18 protein-coding genes are annotated in these 16636 nt (G+C 37.5%); 10 read left to right on the forward strand and 8 right to left on the reverse strand.

Annotated features, from left to right (window positions below):
* The first annotated feature begins 2 nt into the window (after positions 1 to 2).
* The 9 genes from DET49_RS07700 (at position 3) to DET49_RS07740 (ending at position 6488) form a co-directional block, all read left to right on the forward strand.
* Positions 3 to 344 (forward strand): Hpt domain-containing protein, encoded by a 342-nt coding sequence (locus DET49_RS07700; RefSeq protein WP_133547518.1) that lies wholly within the window; start codon positions 3 to 5, stop codon positions 342 to 344.
* Complete coding sequence (locus tag DET49_RS07705; protein ID WP_133547519.1) at positions 341 to 1594, forward strand: competence/damage-inducible protein A; 1254 nt, start codon at positions 341 to 343, stop codon at positions 1592 to 1594. The genes DET49_RS07700 and DET49_RS07705 overlap by 4 nt, the downstream gene beginning before the upstream one ends.
* Before the next feature lie 334 nt (positions 1595 to 1928).
* Positions 1929 to 2168, forward strand: a complete 240-nt coding sequence (rpmB, locus tag DET49_RS07710; RefSeq protein WP_057480126.1) for a 50S ribosomal protein L28 — start codon at positions 1929 to 1931, stop codon at positions 2166 to 2168.
* A 25-nt stretch (positions 2169 to 2193) separates the two neighbouring features.
* Positions 2194 to 2376, forward strand: coding sequence for a 50S ribosomal protein L33 (gene rpmG / locus DET49_RS07715; RefSeq protein WP_117160486.1), 183 nt, complete (start codon positions 2194 to 2196; stop codon positions 2374 to 2376).
* Positions 2377 to 2383: 7 nt separating this feature from the next.
* Positions 2384 to 2536 (forward strand): DUF4295 domain-containing protein, encoded by a 153-nt coding sequence (locus DET49_RS07720; protein ID WP_070054108.1) that lies wholly within the window; start codon positions 2384 to 2386, stop codon positions 2534 to 2536.
* 137 nt (positions 2537 to 2673) lie between these two features.
* On the forward strand, positions 2674 to 3627 hold the full coding sequence (gene ftsY, locus DET49_RS07725; protein ID WP_133547520.1) for a signal recognition particle-docking protein FtsY: 954 nt from the start codon (positions 2674 to 2676) through the stop codon (positions 3625 to 3627).
* A gap of 93 nt (positions 3628 to 3720) precedes the next feature.
* Positions 3721 to 5334, forward strand: a complete 1614-nt coding sequence (locus DET49_RS07730; RefSeq protein ID WP_133547521.1) for an amidase family protein — start codon at positions 3721 to 3723, stop codon at positions 5332 to 5334.
* Positions 5335 to 5616: a hypothetical protein gene (locus tag DET49_RS07735; RefSeq protein ID WP_133547522.1), complete on the forward strand. Its 282-nt coding sequence runs from the start codon at positions 5335 to 5337 to the stop codon at positions 5614 to 5616.
* Positions 5617 to 5627: 11 nt separating this feature from the next.
* Positions 5628 to 6488, forward strand: coding sequence for an aminotransferase class IV (locus DET49_RS07740; RefSeq protein WP_133547523.1), 861 nt, complete (start codon positions 5628 to 5630; stop codon positions 6486 to 6488).
* 86 nt (positions 6489 to 6574) lie between these two features.
* Here DET49_RS07740 and DET49_RS07745 read toward each other — a convergent pair whose 3' ends face one another.
* The 5 genes from DET49_RS07745 to DET49_RS07765 form a co-directional block, all read right to left on the reverse strand.
* On the reverse strand, positions 6575 to 8029 hold the full coding sequence (locus DET49_RS07745; RefSeq protein ID WP_133547524.1) for a transporter substrate-binding domain-containing protein: 1455 nt from the start codon (positions 8027 to 8029) through the stop codon (positions 6575 to 6577).
* Positions 8030 to 8249: 220 nt separating this feature from the next.
* Entirely contained in the window at positions 8250 to 9092 is an 843-nt protein-coding gene (locus tag DET49_RS07750; RefSeq protein ID WP_133547525.1) for an aldo/keto reductase, read from the reverse strand.
* Positions 9093 to 9261: 169 nt separating this feature from the next.
* Positions 9262 to 9765 (reverse strand): YkgJ family cysteine cluster protein, encoded by a 504-nt coding sequence (locus DET49_RS07755; RefSeq protein WP_133547526.1) that lies wholly within the window; start codon positions 9763 to 9765, stop codon positions 9262 to 9264.
* Between the two features lie 211 nt (positions 9766 to 9976).
* Positions 9977 to 11116, reverse strand: a complete 1140-nt coding sequence (locus tag DET49_RS07760) for a P1 family peptidase (protein WP_133547527.1) — start codon at positions 11114 to 11116, stop codon at positions 9977 to 9979.
* 231 nt (positions 11117 to 11347) lie between these two features.
* Positions 11348 to 12514, reverse strand: coding sequence for an IS4 family transposase (locus DET49_RS07765; protein WP_133547528.1), 1167 nt, complete (start codon positions 12512 to 12514; stop codon positions 11348 to 11350).
* 368 nt (positions 12515 to 12882) lie between these two features.
* On the opposite strand from DET49_RS07765, the gene rimO reads away from it, so the two are divergent.
* Positions 12883 to 14232: a 30S ribosomal protein S12 methylthiotransferase RimO gene (rimO, locus tag DET49_RS07770; RefSeq protein ID WP_133547529.1), complete on the forward strand. Its 1350-nt coding sequence runs from the start codon at positions 12883 to 12885 to the stop codon at positions 14230 to 14232.
* 9 nt (positions 14233 to 14241) lie between these two features.
* Here rimO and DET49_RS07775 read toward each other — a convergent pair whose 3' ends face one another.
* The 3 genes from DET49_RS07775 to DET49_RS07785 form a co-directional block, all read right to left on the reverse strand.
* Positions 14242 to 14919 (reverse strand): TIGR02117 family protein, encoded by a 678-nt coding sequence (locus tag DET49_RS07775; RefSeq protein WP_133547530.1) that lies wholly within the window; start codon positions 14917 to 14919, stop codon positions 14242 to 14244.
* A gap of 209 nt (positions 14920 to 15128) precedes the next feature.
* Positions 15129 to 15563 (reverse strand): hypothetical protein, encoded by a 435-nt coding sequence (locus DET49_RS07780; RefSeq protein ID WP_133547531.1) that lies wholly within the window; start codon positions 15561 to 15563, stop codon positions 15129 to 15131.
* A gap of 106 nt (positions 15564 to 15669) precedes the next feature.
* On the reverse strand, positions 15670 to 16635 hold the full coding sequence (locus tag DET49_RS07785) for a calcium/sodium antiporter (RefSeq protein WP_133547532.1): 966 nt from the start codon (positions 16633 to 16635) through the stop codon (positions 15670 to 15672).
* Position 16636: the final 1 nt, after the last annotated feature.

A 16636-nucleotide genomic window follows, 5' to 3' on the forward strand; every position in this document is an offset into this window, starting at 1 on the left:
CTATGAGCAACTACAATTTAAATGAAGTTAAAGAAATGGCCGGGGGCGACGAAGATTTCATGAAAATAGTGGTACAGACCTTTTTAGAGGAAATTCCGCCGGATGTAGAAGCGATGAACGATGCAATTTCTAACGACAATCCTGACTTGGCTTATCAATATGCCCATAAAATGAAGCCCAATTTACAATTATTCGGATTAGAACTTATGGATGAGGTAAAAGTAATAGAAGCCTGGGCCAAGGCAGGAAAGAGGAAAGATGAGGTGCCGCAGGCAGCTTCTAAAATCACCAAGAAGGTGAATGTGGCCAGTATAGCCCTGAAAAGAGATTTTGAATTGGAATGAAAGCAGAAATAATTACCATTGGAGATGAGATCCTGATCGGCCAAATTATAGATACCAATTCGGCATTTATCGCCAAGGAATTGAATAAGATCGGTATTTCGGTAAAACAGATATCCACGGTTGAAGATGAAAAAAGCCATGTCCTGGCAGCTTTAAGTGAAGCGAAAAATCGCGCGGATATTATTATTATCACAGGCGGTCTGGGTCCTACCAAAGATGATATCACCAAAGAGTGCCTATGTGAATTTTTTGGAGATAAGCTCGTTATGAATCAGAGTGTACTTCAACATATAGAATTTCTTTTTGAAAAATATATAGACACGCCTATTTCCGATTTAAACCGAAAGCAGGCCATGCTTCCTTCTAAAGCTCTTGCGCTAAAGAACAAATACGGTACCGCCTCGGGAATGTGGTTTAAAAGCGATGCTAAAGTTTATGTTTCTCTTCCCGGGGTTCCTTATGAAATGAAAGCTTTAATTCAGGACGAGGTAGTGCCAAGGCTTCAGCAAAGTTTTAAAAGGCCGGTTATTTTACATAAGACCGTGCTGACTTATGGAATGGGTGAAAGTGCCATTGCAGATAAAATTGAAGATTGGGAAAATGCGTTGCCACCATATATTAGGCTTGCTTATTTACCGAATCTTGGGCGCGTACGTTTGCGTTTAACAGCCAAAGGTGATAATGAAGAGCATCTTAAAAACAGCGTGGAAAGTCTAATAACGGATCTTCACGGACTTATAGGTGATATTATTGTGGGTTTTGAGGATGAGGATCCTATAGAAGTTCAAATTTCCCGAATGCTAAAACAACAGAATGCAACTATTGCTACGGCGGAGAGTTGTACCGGGGGTAAAATAGCCAGTTTATTTGCAACTCCTCCGGGTGCTTCCACCTATTTTAAGGGAAGTGTGGTGAGCTACGCTACCACTTCTAAGGAGGAGATTCTAAAAATAGATAAAAAACTTATCGAAGAACATTCAGTGGTAAGTGAAGAAGTGGCCATTGCGATGGCTAAAAATGTAAAAGATCTTTTTAAAAGCGATTATGCAATTTCCACAACGGGAAATGCCGGTCCTTCAAAAGGAGATAGCGAGGCTGAGATTGGGACGGTATTTATTGGAGTTGCAACTCCGGATGGAGTTTATGCTAAAAAATTTATTTTTGGGAACCATCGCGAGAAAGTTATTGGCAAAGCAGTGAATAAAAGTATGGAATTGATTCGAGAAGAACTGTTTCGACGAAATAAATAAGCTTGGAGGAAAGATCTGACAATATCTGGTCATTTCGTTTAGAAAGGCTATTTTTAATGCCTTAAAATTTATTTCTAAGAGGTTAACCGTGCTTTTTTGAAGTTTTGAATTTCAGAAGTTCCAATATTTTATCAATTGCAATCCTTTTAATTTCCTTATAAATATGACCCGGCAGCATTATTATTAAAGGAAAACACTGAGTTTTCTGCTAAAAAGCAACTTAGGTATTAAAATTAAAAAAACCCTGAATATTTTTCTAAATTTATATTGTTTGTTAGGTGAAAAAATCGTTAATTTGCAGCCTGTTTTGAAATAACGAGAAAAGAATAGAGCAATGTCAAGAGTTTGTGAACTTACTGGTAAAAGAGCAATGGTTGGGAACAATGTTTCTCACGCTATGAACAAAACCAAACGTAGATTTAATGCCAATTTGGTAAAGAAACGTTTTTTTATTCCTGAGGAAGATAAATGGGTCACTTTAAAGGTATCTACATCTGCACTTAAAGATATTAATAAAAAAGGCATCTCTGCTGTAATTAAAGAAGCAAGAGAAAAAGGATTTTTGAAGAAGTAATCCTTAAGCATAAAAACACATTACAATGGCAAAGAAAGGAAACAGGGTACAGGTTATACTAGAGTGTACAGAGCATAAAGCAACCGGAAAACCGGGAACTTCACGTTACATATCTACCAAGAATAAAAAGAATACACCGGATAGATTGGAGCTAAAGAAATTTAATCCAATCCTTAAGAAAATGACGGTTCATAAAGAGATAAAATAATTAAGTTATGGCTAAGAAATCAGTAGCATCGATACAAACAGGGTCTAAGAGATTGACCAAAGCAATAAAAATGGTTAAATCTCCAAAGTCTGGTGCCTATACTTTTGTTGAACAAATAATGGCTCCGGAAGACGTGAATGACTTTTTGAAGAAAAAGTAATTCGAACAAACTTCCTTGAAAACATTTACGAAGCCGTCTGGATAACCTCTGGACGGCTTTTTCTTTTTATGTATATTTACAACTGAAAATTTCGGATAAACAGTTCCGGAATTTGTTGATTTTAAACCTTCCAATAAATGAGTTTATTTAAAAAGATATTTTCAAAAGACAAAAAGGAAAACCTTGATAAAGGGCTGGAGAAAACCACAACCAGCTTTATGTCTAAAATGAGTAAGGCTGTAGCCGGAAAAACCAAAGTAGATGAAGAGGTTTTAGATGATCTTGAAAACGTGCTGGTTAGTAGCGATGTGGGAGTGGCAACAACCATTAAAATTATTAATCGAATTGAAGATCGAGTTGCCCGCGATAAATACCTGGGTACTGATGAGCTTAATAGGATACTTCGCGAAGAGATTGCCGGACTATTATCTGAGTCTGAAACAGGTGAAGCAGCAAATATTCAATTGCCGGATGTAAAACCATACGTTATAATGGTAGTTGGCGTAAATGGTGTGGGTAAAACCACAACTATTGGGAAACTAGCTCACCAGTTCAAAAACGCCGGAAAAAAGGTGGTTTTAGGTGCGGCCGATACTTTTAGGGCTGCAGCTATAGATCAATTACAGATTTGGGCCGATAGAACCGATGTGCCGATTGTAAGGCAAAGTATGGGTAGTGATCCTGCTTCCGTTGCTTTTGATACCGTGCAAAGTGCTGTAAAGCAAGAGGCTGATGTTGTACTAATCGATACTGCAGGAAGATTGCATAACAAAGTGAATTTAATGAACGAACTGACAAAAGTGAAGCGCGTAATGCAAAAGGTGATTCCTGGTGCTCCTCATGAGGTTTTGCTGGTACTGGATGGTTCTACCGGTCAAAATGCTTTTGAGCAAGCCAAACAGTTTACTGCGGCTACAGAAGTAACTTCACTTGCCGTGACAAAACTTGACGGTACCGCCAAAGGAGGGGTGGTCATTGGCATCAGCGATCAATTTAAAATTCCTGTAAAATATATAGGAGTAGGTGAGGGCGTAGAAGATTTGCAGGTATTCAATAAATACGAATTTGTAGATTCTTTCTTTAAACAATAAACTGGCCGAATCACGGAAATAAGAATTTGTAAGATGCTGGTTAAGATTTATAGTTAGCGATATAGTACACTATAGCTTAAAATATATAGATAAATGAAAAGATTTTTTTTACTTTTCTTACTTCCTGCTATATTTTCCTGTGGGAATGATAAAAATTCTAAAGAAAAAAATACTGGAACCCTTGATTCTCTTAAAACAGAAGAAAAGTTTAAAGTTTTAGATTCTGAAAATATCTCGCAAGATTCTCTTTGGGCTCCTTTTGAAAGGGATTTGGCCGAGTTTTCTGAAAAAAAATACGAAGCAATAAAACCGCTTATTTTCGATAAAAATATTCCTGAAATCCAAAAAGTCATAAAAAGTGGCGATCTTACTTACGAGGAACTTTCCTTGTTTTACCTTTACCGCATCAAGGAATTTGATCGTGAAAATGAACTCTCGCTAAATTCGGTCATTTCTCTCAATCCAAACTTACTAAAAGAAGCTCGGGAAAAAGATGAGCGAATAAATAATTTCGAAGAGAACCATTTGATCACTGGAATTCCTGTTTTGCTAAAGGATAATATCAACACGCAAAATATGGCGACTACCGCCGGCGCGATTGCCTTGCAGAACAATCGAACTGAGGATGCTTTTATCGTTGAGAAATTAAAAGAAAACGGCGCGTTAATATTAGGTAAGGCCAATCTCAGCGAATGGGCCTATTTCTTTTGCAGCGAATGCCCCAGCGGATATTCGGCCATTGGCGGGCAAACCTTAAATCCTTACGGAAGAATGATTTTTGATACTGGCGGTTCCAGTTCCGGTAGTGCGGTTGCCGTGGCGGCTAATCTTGCTCCGGTAGCGGTAGGTTCAGAGACCTCAGGTTCCATTCTTTCTCCTTCCAGTCAGAACTCGGTAGTGGGATTAAAACCAACTATCGGGAATTTAAGCCGGGGTGGAATAGTTCCCATTTCGAGTTTTCTCGATACCCCCGGGCCTATTACAAAATCGGTGATCGACAACGCGATCTTATATTCGGCAATGACCGGTGAGGATCCTGAAGATCCACTTTCCGTAGAAGTAAAGAATACTGACTTTAATTTTGAAAGTACAAACCTGGTAGGAAAACGCTTTGGTGCCTTTAAGCAATTGATGGAAGCTGATTCTTTATACAAGCGCGCAATAAATGATCTTAAAAATGCCGGAGCCGAAATCGTGGAGTTTGAAGCCGCGGACATTCAGCTGGAGAATTTTCTGCGTTTGTTAAGCCTGGATATGAAAAATGATCTGCCGGAATATTTTGAAAATTATGGAGACGAAACCCGATTTACTTCTGTAAAGGATATTGTGAATTTCAATATTGAAGATTCTATTACCAGAATGCCTTACGGCCAGGCCCTTTTTGAAGGAATTTTACGGGAATCTGCTGACTCCAGCTACCTAGCTTCCTTAAAAAGCAACTTAAGGGAAAAAGGAAAGGCGTATTTTGACCTACCTATGCGGGAGTATCAATTAGATGGGATTTTATCTATTAATAATTATCATGCCGGTTTTGCGGCGGTGGCCCATTACCCTGCGATTACCGTGCCTATGGGATATGATGATCAAGGCGCACCAAAGGGCTTGACTTTCTTCGCAAAATCCTCTCAAGAAGATAAACTTTATCAATGGGCCTATGTCTATGAGCAAGCTTCTATCCGCCGAAAATCTCCAAAAAAATATAAGTAAATGAAACAACGGAATTTGAAAGCCCTCATAAGCAAGATCATTTTCTTTTACAGCATATTTTACGGCGCGATGAAGATCATTGCCGTATTATTTCAGGATGCCTGGGCCTTGCCTAATCTTATTTTGGCCATTCCGTTCGTGATCTTTGCTGTGATTGGTGGCATAATGCTTAAACAAGATACCTATTCCTGGATTTATGTGGGCGCCGGGGTAATTGTAATAAGTATTGTTCGCTATTTTGAAATGCAGTGGGTGCAGCAATTGCACCAGTATTTTAGTTAAATTTTGCTGTTATGAAACCTGAAAAAAAGTATCCTTCGGAAGTTTATTTAAATGGAAAATGGCTAAAACCCGATGAGGCTTTTATTTCAGTATTTGACCGGGCATTTATGTTCGGTGACGGAATTTATGAAGTAACTCCATTTTATAAAGGAAAAGCTTTCAAACAGAAAGAACACCTCAAGCGCTTACAGTATTGTCTGGACCAGATACAGGTTGCTTTTGATGCATTTACCCTGGAACAATTGATGTACGAGGCCATAGACCGCACTAAATTGAATGATGCTGATGCGGCGGTTTATATCCAGGTCAGCAGGGGAGTTGCAGCAAGGAGCCATTTTGTTCCCGAAAATATACAAACTACTGTCTTGCTGTATGCCTTTCCAGTGACCTTAGAAGGTTTTGAAAAGAAAACCTGGAAAGTAATTGCCACGGAAGATAAGCGCTGGCATCGTTGCGATATTAAATCGACAGCGCTTTTAGCCAATGTTATGGCAAACGAAGAGGCTATAGCTGCAGGTTTTGCTGAAAACCTCCTGGTGCGCAAAGGTTATTTTACCGAAGGTTCTCATTCCAGCCTGTTTTTTGTCAAATATGGTGTGGTACATACTCATCCTGAAGGCCATAAGATCCTCTCTGGAATTACCCGGACCGAAGTGATCAACATCTGTGCTGATTTAAAGATCAAGCTTGTTGAAAAAGCCGTCCATATAGATGAACTGGTAGAAGTAGAAGAAATTTTTGTCACAGGCACCACTACGCAAATTATTCCTATAAGCTCCGTGACCCATCAGGATAAAAAAGTTTACTCCGCCCGAAAAGACAGCGTCACCAAAAAATTACAAGAGGTTTTTATTAAGAGAACGAGGGGCTAAAAATCTTACTTATCGGTATAAAAACTATATAATTTAATAAAATTGCTTTCTTAAGGCAGTGTGTGCTACTATGTGTTTTTTTGAAATTATTCTTTAATAAATTTTTTGTAATGCTCGTAGCGTAAAAATATATCTTTTACGTAGTTGTATGGTTCTGTGCCTCTCACAAAACCATATTTAACCACCTCATCAAGATAGTATTTCTTATCTTTTAATTTCAGTATATATTCTTCTACATTGCCATCCCAAATATTCGGGTTTTTACCATTCTTTTCGGCCAATCGCATAGCATCAAACACATGACCGGCGCCGCAGTTGAATGCCGCTAAAGTGAATTTTACTTTTTGGATTGAATCTTTTACGGCTTCAAAATTATCACGCATTTTATCTAAATACTTTACGCCTCCCCTTAAATTCTCCGCCGGATTGTAATTGTTGCTAACCTTAACTTCTTTTGCCGTATCAGGCATCAGTTGTATAAGTCCGGAGGCACCCGCCCAGGACTCCGCATTGGGATCAAATCTGGATTCCTGATATACCTGGGAAGAAAGAAAACGCCAATCCCATCCTATTTTAGAGGCATTTTCTTTAATAATACCATCGTATTTACTTATTTTATTACTGTTTTTGCTATAAAAATCGCTTTTAATCCTGCTCCTGTTAGATCTGGTGTTTTTAAAATATTTATTATAAATAACATAATAATCGTCGAGATTTTTTTCTTTTTCTATCCATTTGTTTATCGCCTTAAGTAAGTCCGGTGAATTCTTTCTTACTGCCCAGGCTATACGTTGAGAAAACGAAACTCTGGTTTCAATGTTTAGTATGGGATAGTAAGTTTTATTTATGGAGGCTATATTGTAATCAGCAATGGTCCTTTCAATTTCCCCATCCACTACCATTCTAATTATTTCATCTGTAGGAACATTTCCTTTAATATGTTCTATCGGAATGTCGGCACCAATCTCATCCTGTAAGTTTTTAAGTCTTTCAGCATAGGATGAATTCTCTCTAACCCACACGGTATCGTTTATTAATTCAAGTGTATTTGAAATTAATTGTTTATCGATTTTGTAGCCGGGTAGTGAGCGCCAATTATCAGGCATTCGCTGTACAAGAGCCTGGTGTGTTACGTAATGGTTTTTTGTAAAACTTACGAGTTTTTTTCTGGGTTCAGTAATTGTCAAACCATAGGCAATTAGATCACCTTTACCATTGTTGAGCATCTCAAATAGGTCATCGATATCTTCAGCTATTGTGATTTTCAGTTTTAAGTCTAAGTTTTTGGCCAGGCGGGATAATAATTCATACTCAAAGCCCATAGGCACTCCTTTGTACAAAAAATAGCTCGTGGAATTGTATATGGTTATCGCATGTAAAACGCCATCTTCTTTTATGGCTTCTAAATCTTTAAAAGTTTTATAAGGTTTAGTATCCAGTTTGGCTCCAATCATTCCATCACCGGAATCCCTATCCCCTTTAGAACAACTTGAAAAAATTATTAAAGCAACAATGAAAAAAGCGCTCCTTTTTAAATTCATAGCCTACAAAATACAAATAAACAGATGAACTATACAAATCTTTGTTAAATAGTTAAATATTCGATACCTCTATATAGGTGAGTTGTTTCCTGTAATGACCATTAGCAAAACCCTTAATGGTCTCTGTTAACAATTGTTACTGGAAAAAACAATTATTTGCGATTTTAGGCCGTAAGTTGGTGTTTACTTTGGCTTTGCTTAGAGCTAAGCCAATTTTTTCTTAAACTCTGTCTGGCCAGATGTTAGGCAATTCTCCACTAAAGCCCATTTGAGGAAGTTTATTAATTTTTTCCATTTCTACTGAAGTCAGTTCAAAATCGAATAGATCTATATTTTCTTGAATTCTCCTGGGCGATGTAGATTTTGGGATCGCAATTACATCGTGTTGAATAATCCATCGCAAACAAACTTGTGAAACAGATTTGTCGTGCTTTTTGGCGATTGCTTTCAGGACTTCATTTTCAAATACCTTTCCTCTTGCCAAGGGGGACCAGGACTCAACTACTATATTTTGTTTTTTACAGTATTCCGTTAATTCCTGTTGCCAATAGCCTGGATGAAATTCTATTTGGTTAATTGCCGGAATAATATTGGCTGTTTGAAATAAAGCTTCTAAATGTTCCTGAAAAAAATTACTTACACCTATCGATTTTATTTTGCCTTCAGCTTGTAATTCTTCCATTGCCCGCCAGGTATCAGCATTGGTTTTTTGCCAATTGGTATAATTTTTAGCATTAGCAGGCCAGTGAATCAAATAAAGATCAATGTAGTCTAGGTCAAGTCTTTTTAGGGATTTCTCAAATTCTTTTTTGGTTGATTCATAACCTAAACTTTCACGCCATAATTTTGTAGTTACACAAAAGTCTTCTCTTGCAACTCCGCTAGCTTTTATTCCTTTTCCAACAGCCTCTTCATTTCCATAAATGGCGGCCGTATCTATTAGCGAATAGCCACTGGAAATAGCAGTGGAGACTGCTTCAATTCCCTCCTGATCTGTAGCTTTGTAGGTGCCAAAGCCTACATTTGGTATTTTTTGTCCATCATTTAAGTTTAATTTCTTCATAATTCTTTCATTAAATTCTTAAACGTGTTTTTTAATAAGCCGATGTTACCACTGGTTATTTTACTCGATAATCGAGATTAAATGTTCCATCCCAAAGCATCGGGATGCCTCGAAATCAAGTGATATTTTCTAATAATAATGCTTCGTGAGCTTGCTCCGTAGTGGTTTACTAAAACGAAACACCAAAACTCTTTGATAATAACTTCTCAAGTTCCTTGAGCTCCACTATTAATTCCTGTTGGAGTTGTGATAAGGATAATTGAGACTTATCTTTCCGAAGCAACTTTTTCAATTCGAGCATTTTAAAGTGAAATGATTTGGATTGTAGTTCAATCTGTAGGGTTGCTACGTGTTTTTCAATGGCTATCTTTTTTTGTTTAACTATATCAATCACTTCAGTGGCCTTATCAAAACTCAACTCCTTTTTTTCGAAAGATTTCAAAACGCCACACTCAAAATTGCTACATGCATTCGGTCTTTGAGAATAAATATTACAACCATTGCAGCCAAATTTATTACAGGGTAGAAAAAACATTCCATTTCCATCCGTTTCTTGAATATCCATCAACTGCCTTAATGGTGACAGCTCTTCATTATCGAGCTGTACAAAACCAATTAAAGTACCATCACAACATAAACCACAAGACAAACAGATATTTATTGGTTCACTCATGTTTCCTGAATTTTAAGGTGTTTAATATAAATTTCTTTTTAATATCATAAAAGGCCCCCGGGATATTCTTAAGCTTTTCAAATATAAATTATTGTCAAGGCTTAAAACTGCGGAAAACCGTGAATTTCGGACTATTTGCCAACAGGTTTTTAACTTTTTTATTAATAAAACCAGGAATTAAGTTGGGAAGGCTGGAATAATTAAAATAGTCTTAGTGCTTATCTTCTAAAACCCCAGCATCTTTTAAGTGCTTTAATACTTCTTCTCTAGGTAAAGCTTTTATAGTTCGGCCTTTAAAGCCCGTCGTAGTTTCAGCCATAAAGAGCGAGTTTAAGATCGCTTCTTCAGTAGCTTCAATGGCAGCCATAAACAGCGGTGACATTAAATCGTTGGGAACAACTTCCTGCTGTAAGGTCTCGGTTTCTATTTTATACGGAACCCTAATCCCTTCCGCAGTAGAAAAAGCGATCACGTAATCGCCACTGCCGTTAGAAGCAATTCCGCCGGTTTTAGCAAGTCCCAGAAAGGCCCGTTTTGCCAGTCGTTCCAGGTTCCGGTTGTTTAGCGGGGCATCAGTAGCCACCACCATCATACAAGACCCATCCACATTGTTCAAAAGATCATTGTTAAAACTATAATTTCCCAGCTTTTGCCCAACCGGAACACCGTTTATCTGCAATACCCCACCAAAATTACTTTGCACCAAAACCCCTACTGTGTAGCCACCCAGGCTTTTGGGTAATTTTCGGGAAGAAGTACCAATCCCACCTTTATAACCGAAAGCAATCGTGCCTGTACCGGCACCAATATTTCCTTCTGCAACTTTACCTGTTTTCGCTTTTTTTATTGCGGAAAGTACATCTTGGATTTTCACATGTTGTCCTCGGATATCATTTAAATAACCATCATTGGTTTCCCCTACCACCGCATTGACCGAACGAACGTTTTCATTTCCTGGTAGTTTAAGAGTATATTTTATTACCGCATCCATTGCTGTTGGAACATTCAGGGTATTAGTGAGAATTATAGGAGTTTCAATATTACCGAGTTCATTAATCTGGGTGCTACCGGCTAATTTTCCGAATCCATTTCCTACAAAAACCGCCGCGGGTACTTTCTGTTGAAATATATTCCCTCCATGTGGAAGAACAGCAGTAACACCCGTTCGAATGGAATCTCCTTTTATCAGAGTAGTATGTCCCACTTTCACACCTTTTACATCGGTAATCGCATTCAATTCACCTCTTGGTATCACACCAATTTTCAGGGGTAATTCAGATAAGCCTTGCTGTGCGTTTAGCGTATTCAAAAGAAAAAATAAAAACGAAGCAAAGAGGAAGGATTCTTTCATAGATAAAAAGTTTCTTGAGTATTGGAAAATGGGAAGTTACAAAATAGTTTTAATGACATTTCATCCGTAGTACGTTCTAATTTTATTTCGATTTCGAGGCTATTCAAATTATTTCTTGATAAAGGCGTCTTTTTTAGTTTGTTTACCTTTGGAGGAGCACAATAAGGGAAGGTCAATTTAAAATTATAGTAAATTATTTATAAGGCTTGATTAGTACTGATGCGTTAATTTTTAGTTGTTAAATAAGTCCAGTTGTTCTTTGTCATTTTGATTTGTTTGATATTCGGTTAAGATCTCGTTCAAAGGTGTTTTATCGAATACTGAGATCCCTAATATTTGCACGATTTCATAAATTGAGAGGTTGCTTTTCATTTCATGTTTGACCCGCGCCACAATAAGGTAGGTACATATAGCAACCCAGATGTGGATATTGACTGCATTTTCAGACTGTCCCCATAATTTTTTTATGGTTAAATTCTGTTTTATCCATTTGAAGAAAGTCTCTATTTGCCATCTGTTACGGTAAAGTTTGGCTATTTCTAAAGCTGATACTTCATGATTGTTGGACACAAAAGTAAGCAGGATATCGTTTTGATCATCATAGTATTCAACTAACCTTAGCGGGTCTGGATAAAGTTTACTTGATTTATAGCCGGCTAAAAGGATCGTCTTATCGCTTCTCAATCCAAATCTTAGATCGATGTTGTAATTATGTTCAATAACAGTATAATCCATCGTAGTCTTGGCTCTGGAAACGAAAAAGGAACCCATTTCATGCATATGGTATAATGCTGCAAAATCTATATAAGCTTTATCCATAAGATATATTGCTCCAGTTACAGGAACTAATACATCCAATATGTTGCTATCGTGATATTTACCATCGGTAATCATTATAAAAGAGGGAATACTGCCTCTTAGATCCAATAAGGTGTGCATTTTTATAGCACCTCGAGAATATTTTCCTGGAGCCCAGCTAAAAAGTTTTAAGCTCAAGGAGATTGTCGTTGAATCTAATGCAAATACCTCATTTTTAAGATCGATGTTAGGAATTGGAAAATCAGCGTACATTGGCCGGACTTGCTCTATCAAATATTGACCAAAGTCTGCAAATATTTTCCAATCCCTGCGCTCATTGGCTCGTGATATACTTGATTGATTCACTCGCTTTCTGATTCCGAGGTGGTACAGTTTGTTTTGATGGGCTTTCAGGCAAGTACAAATATCACGTAAGGAATTTCGTGCTGTTAGTTGACCAAAGAATAATTGAATAAATTGGTTCCAACAATTAAACTCCCTTGTTCCGTGGTCTCCATTGTATTTGGAAACGCACTTTTCAAACTCATAGCGGTTGATAAACTGCAAAAGTTGAGCGAAAATATATTTACCTGTATTCATAGCTTGCCTTAAAAAGGGCAAAGCTACATATCAATTCAAATCAAAAAATCAAAGAACGTGTATAAGTATTTTAATATCAGTTAATTATAAGATTTTTTAAAAAATAAACGCATCACTAGTAAGGCTTGATATGAAATAAATGCGCTTGAAGATGTTAGTCCTTTCTGCATTAACCTGCTGTAGTTCAAATTATAGATTGTATCTTTGCACCCGATTTTAAGAAGCTGTCTAATTTTTGTAAAGCGTCATCACTAAGTTTGTTTCCGGATCTATGTTATGTGTAATATGGATCTTAAAAAAATAACCTAAGCCCTGTTCAGCTTGACCAAAAGAAGATATTTAGGTATTGCTTTGAAAAATAGAATTATATGAGGACAAAGTCGATAAAGAAGAACCGTATTAATGTGGTAACCCTGGGCTGCAGCAAGAATGTGTATGACAGTGAAGTGTTGATGGGCCAGCTCAAGGGCAACAATAAAGACGTGGTGCACGAGCAGGACGGGAATATTGTGGTGATCAATACCTGCGGATTCATAGACAATGCTAAGGAAGAATCGGTGAATACCATTTTGGAATATGTAGAGCAAAAGCAGCAGGGCGAAGTTGATAAGGTTTTTGTAACTGGTTGTCTGAGTGAGCGCTACAAACCCGACCTTCAAAAGGAAATTCCTGATGTTGACCAGTATTTTGGAACTACAGAACTCCCCGGATTATTAAAAGCCCTGGAAGCCGATTATAAGCACGAATTGCTGGGAGAACGTTTAACAACGACTCCGAAAAATTACGCATACCTTAAAATTGCTGAAGGTTGCGATCGTCCCTGTTCTTTTTGTGCTATCCCTTTAATGCGGGGAGGGCATAAGTCAACTCCAATCGAAGATTTGGTAAAAGAGGCGAAAAACCTTGCTGCCAATGGTGTCAAGGAATTGATACTTATCGCGCAGGATTTAACCTATTATGGACTTGACCTATATAAAAAACGAAATCTTGCTGAATTGCTGGAAAATCTTGCTAAGGTTGAAGGTATCGAGTGGATACGTTTGCATTACGCCTTCCCAACGGGTTTCCCTATGGATGTACTGGAGGTGATGAATCGTGAACCTAAAGTTTGTAATTATATCGACATTCCGCTGCAACATATCAATACCGAATTATTGAAATCAATGCGCCGTGGAACCACTCACGAAAAAACAACAAAACTTCTTAGGGATTTTAGAAAATTTGTCCCCGAAATGACTATTAGAACAACATTAATAGTGGGTTATCCGGGCGAGACCGAAGAGCAATTTCAGGAATTAAAGACCTGGGTTGAGGAGATGCGTTTTGAACGTTTGGGTTGTTTTACTTATTCTCACGAGGAAAATACACACGCTTATCATCTAGAGGATAACGTACCGCAGGAAGTAAAACAAGATCGCGCCAACCAGATTATGGAAATACAGAGCCAGATTTCCTGGGAATTGAACCAGGAGAAAATTGGAAAGATTTTTAAAGTTGTAATCGATAGAAAAGAAGGGAATTATTTTGTGGGTAGAACCGAATTTGATTCCCCCGATGTAGATAATGAAGTGCTAATCGATGCTACTTCGATTTATCTGAAAACTGGAGAATTCTATCAAATAAAAGTAACCGATGCTGCCGATTTCGACCTATATGCTGAACCAATAGAGGCAGCTCCAAAACCGGTAAGGAAAGAGTTGAAAGTTAAAAGTATGTAATGGCGGAGATCAATAGCTGTAATGATAAAATATTCCCTGTGGAAAAGGTGTCCACCAACAGCCTCTAAGTCCGGAGACTTTTAGTGCCGAATTGGTCCAGGTATTACAGGTTTTAAAAAGATGAAAGGAAGACTCGGCTAAATAGAAGGCATCGTTGCGATAATAATGTAAATCTGGTACTGGCTTAATTTTTCCTGTATTTTCCGCATTTACAGTTTCTAAAATATATTCACTAAGCTTATTATATTGCTTTTTAGTGATTGAAAGTTTTATAAGTTTATTAGAAATTGGTATTTTTTGGTAAAACTGCGTATGGAGGGCACTTTGCGATTTCAGAAAAAGGGCTTTAAATGCTACGTCTGGTTTGAGATCCTCCCATTGCGGTGTATTCCTATAAAAATTAAGATCTCCCCAACCAAACCCGATAAACTTTAAATTTTCTGGTGGTGCTATAGCGTGCTCAGGTTTAAAGATGCTATCCCAAAAAATAATTTCAGAATAAACGGGCAGTACAATATCGGTGTGCATACCCTGCTTCGAAAGATAAATTTCAATTTCAGCGTTTTCCGTTTCTGGCTTAATATTAACTGGGATTACAGACCCAATTAAAGCCAGGCCCAGATAGACTAAGGGCAATGCACCCAGGATTAGGAAAATCATCAGAAAATAGCGTAAACCTTGTTTCATAAGTTCAAGATATTGATTTTTTCATCAGTAGGATTTCGAAGGGATAGCTGAAAAACATCCTATCGAGGAAAGGTCCAGGACATCCAATTTTGGATAAAAGCGATTTTATTCGAAAAAAGGGAACCGTATTTTAATTTCTTCAGGATTCAAAAGTTCACAAAAGAAGATGTGGAATTACTTCGAGGTAAATTTGTCGAAAAGTCTCTTGATTAATTCTTTATTTTTGAAATAAGGTGGAATTCAATACTGTCGGTTTTAGTTAATTTATATTGAAAAATTGCCTCACCACCTACGTGGCCATCTTCATATGCTGCCCAAATAAATCGCTCGTTTAAAATTTCGGTATCTACAAATCGCATTGTGCCGCCCAACACAGATTTTAAAGGAATAAGCTCCTGATTTCGTTCCAAAGACTCCAATATAAATTTTTCAGGATTATTTAGGGAATCAATTTCGGGTGTAAAAACCACCGAACTCTTGTTCTCTAACAATTGCAACTCTTTTTTCAGCGAATCGTTTTCAAATTTTATCCGTTTTAGATCAGCCTCAAGATGATCGATGCGCAAATCCAATTTTTTCTTTTCAATATCGCTAGTACAACCTAACAAAAGGGCTAGAACAGGGATCAGGTATTTCTTTTTCATTCACTTAAATTAAAAGAATTTACTACAGAATATAAAAATATAAGAAATAAAGTCAAATTTTACCGGCTCTGAACTGGGCTCGATCCGATAGCATTTGATTAAATAATTATAATTCCTGCATCACCAGATAGGTTGTGTATCCAAGATAAGCCAATAATAGAATTAAAGCTTCCCAGCGGTCTAGACGTTTTCTTTTGCCTGTAAACATAGCCAGAAGTAGAAAAATGGTTCCTCCAGCAAGAATATATAAATCCTGATTGAAATTCAGATTAAAATCTATCGGTTTAATAAGTGAAGCGGCAGATAATATAAGGAAAATATTAAATATATTGGATCCAATGATATTGCCCACAGCGATATCAGCATTCTTTTTTGCAGCGGCTACCACAGAAGTTGCAAGTTCCGGTAAGGATGTCCCCGCTGCCACCACGGTAAGTCCGATAATTTTCTGACTAATACCCATACTTTCTGCAATTTCTATGGCATTGTTGACCACTAATTGACCTCCCCAAACCAATCCTATTAAACCTCCGATAATAAAAAGCGTTGTTTTTAAGGGAGAAAGTAGCTGGACGTTATCATCTTCGATTACTTCTTCATCACTCTTGAGCTGTTTGTAGACGTAGAACAGGAAGGCCAGAAAACACAATAGTAGTAGAAACCCGTCTAGAGTACTCAGGATACTTGGTTGCTCTGTGAAGATCACCTGGTCGTTTACCATCATATAAAGAATAATGACAGCAAGAAGCGAAATAGGAATTTCTTTCCATGCGGTGCTGGATTGCACTGCTAATGGAGTGATAAGTCCCGTTATACCAAGAATAATGAACAGGTTAAAGTTATTGCTGCCAATGACATTTCCAAAAACTATATCGGAATAACCATCAGCCGCAGCAAATGTATTTACTACCAATTCCGGTGCGGAAGTTCCGAAAGCTACAATGGTTAATCCAATGGCGAGATTAGAAATATTAAACTTTTTAGCAAGGGCTGAAGCGCCTTCAACCATATAATTTGCGCCAAAAATTAGGACTATTAAACCTAAAACCAGAAGGGAAGATGCCAGTATCATG

The organism is Salegentibacter sp. 24 (genome assembly GCF_004362395.1).
Lineage (GTDB): Bacteria > Bacteroidota > Bacteroidia > Flavobacteriales > Flavobacteriaceae > Salegentibacter.